The organism is Spirulina sp. 06S082, assembly GCF_034932145.1.
In the GTDB taxonomy this organism is placed as follows: domain Bacteria; phylum Cyanobacteriota; class Cyanobacteriia; order Cyanobacteriales; family Spirulinaceae; genus CCY15215.
Genome location: NZ_JAYGHV010000233.1, coordinates 1 through 3,788, shown reverse-complemented (window position 1 = coordinate 3,788; position 3,788 = coordinate 1). Strand labels below are relative to the sequence as shown.

At 42.1% G+C, this 3,788-nt stretch carries 4 protein-coding genes; all 4 read right to left on the bottom strand.

The genetic code is table 11. The features are described 5' to 3' along the window. Positions 1 to 296 precede the first annotated feature (296 nt). Positions 297 to 977, bottom strand: a complete 681-nt coding sequence (locus VB714_RS14960; RefSeq protein WP_323225410.1) for a response regulator transcription factor — start codon at positions 975 to 977, stop codon at positions 297 to 299. 74 nt (positions 978 to 1,051) lie between these two features. Then, complete coding sequence (gltX, locus tag VB714_RS14955; RefSeq protein WP_323225409.1) at positions 1,052 to 2,497, bottom strand: glutamate--tRNA ligase; 1,446 nt, start codon at positions 2,495 to 2,497, stop codon at positions 1,052 to 1,054. Positions 2,498 to 2,586: 89 nt separating this feature from the next. Beyond that, entirely contained in the window at positions 2,587 to 3,213 is a 627-nt protein-coding gene (locus tag VB714_RS14950; protein ID WP_323225408.1) for a Uma2 family endonuclease, read from the bottom strand. Between the two features lie 290 nt (positions 3,214 to 3,503). Beyond that, on the bottom strand, positions 3,504 to 3,788 hold a 285-nt coding region (locus tag VB714_RS14945), incomplete at its 5' end, for an adenylate/guanylate cyclase domain-containing protein (RefSeq protein ID WP_323225407.1).

Genomic DNA, 3,788 nt, shown 5'->3' with positions numbered 1-3,788 from the left:
TAAAAAAAAAGACTAAGCAACGTATGAAACAATTTAATCTTTTTCTTCTGGCGATCGCTATCCAAAATTTTTAGCCATCGTCTATCTTGCTATACACTATATTTAGTGTACTAGCGTAAGTCCTGTTAGCATTTTAGAACGATCGCGCTATCCTAGAATTAAATTACTTTCCTCGTTTAGTTATGAATGCCAAAAATCTCCGCATTATCTGGATTCTTTGGATTCTTTTTGTGGCGATCGCCTTTATTATCGGATTAACCGTTTTTGCGCGTTTTGCTCCTCCTCTAACTTAAGACCTAAGATTTTTCTCTCACTACATAACCAACGCCTCGCACAGTTTGAATGAGACGCGATTCTCCTTCGGCTTCAAGTTTCAAGCGCAAATAACGAACATAAACTTCAATTATATTAGAATCTCCCATAAAGTCATAACCCCAAACTCGTTCGAGAATCTGATCTCTTGTGAGAACTTGACGAGGATGAGTGAGCAAATACTCTAATAAATCGAACTCCTTCGCCGTTAATTCAATGCGTCGGCTACCGCGAAAAACCTCTCGACTGCTGCGATTAAGTTTTAAATCTGAGAATTGCAGAAGATTGGTTTCTTGTTCTTTGGTGCGACGTAAAGCCGCACGCACTCTTGCGAGAAGTTCTTCGATACTAAAAGGCTTGACTATATAATCATCTGCCCCAGCATCTAACCCTTTAACGCGATCGTTGACCTCATCTTTTGCAGTTAGTAAAATAATAGGAACTTTATCCCCCGTAGTCCGCAAGCGCTGGCAAATCTCTATCCCTGGAATGCCAGGTAACATCCAATCGAGGATAATGAGATCGGGTTGGCTTTCTCGTGCAGTAGACAAACCCGATAACCCATCCTTAGCCACCGTTACTTCATAACCTTCATATTTGAGTTCTAACTCGATGAATTGAGCGAGTTTAGCCTCATCTTCAATAACTAAAATTCGAGTAGACATTTTATTGTTTGGTTGTTATTGTTTGGTTGTTAAAATCCTCTCAAGCATTATTCTCAACTATCAACTATCAACTATCAACTATCAACTGTCAATTGTAACCGAGTTTTGTCCCAGCCGCGACGATGGAGGAGTACCCAGGATTGAATGAGGTCGGGACCTTGTAATTCTCCTGTTAAACCAGCGCGTAGAGACTTCATCACAAATCCTTTTTTGACTTTTTTCTCCTTAGTAACTTGTTTGATAATTTCCTTGGCATCTTCCGGGGTCATTTCAGGATAGTTGGCGATCGCCGTCAGAATTGCTGCAAAAATTTCTTTGACTCCTTCTTGTTCAATTTGCGCTTGGCCTTTTTCATCAAAGGTGATGGAATCTCCAAATAAGAGACGACTTTCTGCAACAGCATCAGATAAGCGAGTTAAGCTGGGGGCAATAATTCCAGTTAATTCAATTAACCATTCGCGATCGCCTTCAGGATTGAATTCATACCCTGCATTTTGCCAGTAAGGAATTAATAAATCGACCAATATTTCCGGAGACATCTTATGCAGATATTGGCTATTAATCCAGTCTAATTTATCCCAATCAAATTTTGCCCCCGCTTTATTGACCCGATCCAGAGTGAAGAGTTTTGCCGCTTCCTCTAAGGTAAAGATTTCTTGAGTCGAATCTGGAGCCGTCCACCCCAATAACATCATATAATTGGCGATCGCCTCTGGGACAAAGCCCATATTTTTAAAATCATCTAAGGAAGTAACCCCATCCCGTTTGGAAAGTTTGCGCCCTTCTGGATTCAAAATGAGGGGAGAGTGAGCAAATTCAGGAATTTCTCCTCCTAATGCTTCATAAAGTAAGATTTGTTTGGCAGTATTGGCGATATGATCTTCCCCTCGAATCACATGGGTTATTTTCATGTCTATATCATCTACAACCACGGCCAAATTATAGAGAGGCTGTCCGAAAGGTTCGTCTCCCTCTGGAGTCCTGGCGATCGCCATATCTCCCCCCAGATCGCTTCCTTTCCAAGCCATCTTTCCCCGTACCTTATCATTCCAAGTGATTTGGCGATCGCCGTCGATGATAAAGCGAATCACAGGTTTGCGTCCTTCTGTCTCGTAGGTTTCCCGTTGTTCTGGGGTAAGGTTGCGATGGCGATTATCATAGCCAGGAGCCTCATTTCTGGCTTTTTGTGCTTCCCGCATCTGCTCGAGTTCCTCTGGGGTACAGTAACAGCGATAGGCTAAACCCTTATCTAACAACTTTTGTACCGCTTGACGATAGAGATCGAGACGCTGGGATTGGAAAAAGGGTCCCTCGTCCCAGTTGAGTCCCAGCCATTCTAAACCCTTGAGAATATTGTCAGTGTATTCGTCCCGCGATCGCGAAATATCGGTATCTTCTACCCGAATGATAAACTTTCCCCCCTGATGACGGGCATATAACCAATTAAACACGGCAGTTCTGGCTGTACCGATGTGTAAGTTTCCTGTGGGACTTGGGGCGATCCGAACTCTAACTGTCACGCTGTTACCTTCTAATCTTCAACTATCAATTATCAACGATTGATGAACAATTGGGGCATAGAGCGAGGAAAATGCCGCGATCGCGGGGTTTAAACCTGTTCTCGCACCCAAGCTCGAACAGCACGACGCAAAGCACGACGACCCTGAAGCCGATAGGATTGAATAATTTGTGGGAGAGCGCGAATATTGAGGGTGGGAAAAACGCCACTCTGCTCGACTTCAAGATAAGATTCCTCTTGGAGGCAATAAATTTTCAATGTGCCATCTTCATAACACCAGAGTTCGGGAACACCCAAACGAGCATAAATAGGAAAACGATTGAGCGATTTGCTAGTGAGATCGATTTCGAGAGCAAGGTCTGGTGGCGGGTCCCGATTGAGGTCAAACTGTACCTTACCGCGTATGAGTGCTTCATTTTGGAAGTAAAAACAATTATCGGGTTCTAGACCGGCTTGTTTCACCTCACGTCGCCAAGTTGTTGAGCCATAGCTTTCATAGTCATACTCTAAAACTTCAGCTATATCTTCAATAGCAATACTAATGGATTGTTTAAAATATTCGTGTTCTGGTAAGGGGGTCATAATTTCTAGAGTTCCTGTATCATAAGCAATGCGACTGGAACGACTGTCTCCCAGGTCAAGCAAAAGATTTTCAAATTGTTGCCAGCTAAAGTTGTGTATTAATACGCGATCGGCTCGTTGTTTGGTTGGTGTCATTGTTTTTTAATTTTAGTTTTGTAATTTGACTATTCAGTATATTAATGATAAAATTATGACGAATTAAGGGGAATTTTATGGGTGCATCTCAAAGTTGCAAATTTACAACATTGCTCCGAATAATTAGAAATGGTGGTAGAATAATTAGAGCTAGGGAGCGAGACGCTCCCACTACAATAAACCATAATGGTGGTAGTGCGAGCATCTTGCTCGCTATTTTTACAAAACTGAGATGCACCCGTTTTGTAATTTGACTATTCAGTATATTAATGATAAAAGTAAGGGGAATTTTATCTGGTTAATAAAGACTCTGAATCTTTGGCTAATTTCTTTTCTAATAAGAGATAAGCCTTCATTTTTCCCTTACCCTTAATATCGATCGCGCCACGTTCGGTAAAAAGAAATTTATCTTGCAAACGATGGTAAATTTCCTCAGTGACTTGAATTCGCCCCGGAATGCCTTGAGATTCCATGCGAGATGCAATATTAACGGTATCCCCCCACAAGTCGTAACTAAAGCGTTTCAAGCCAATTACCCCCCCAACCACGGGACCTGTATGAATCCCTACCCGTAA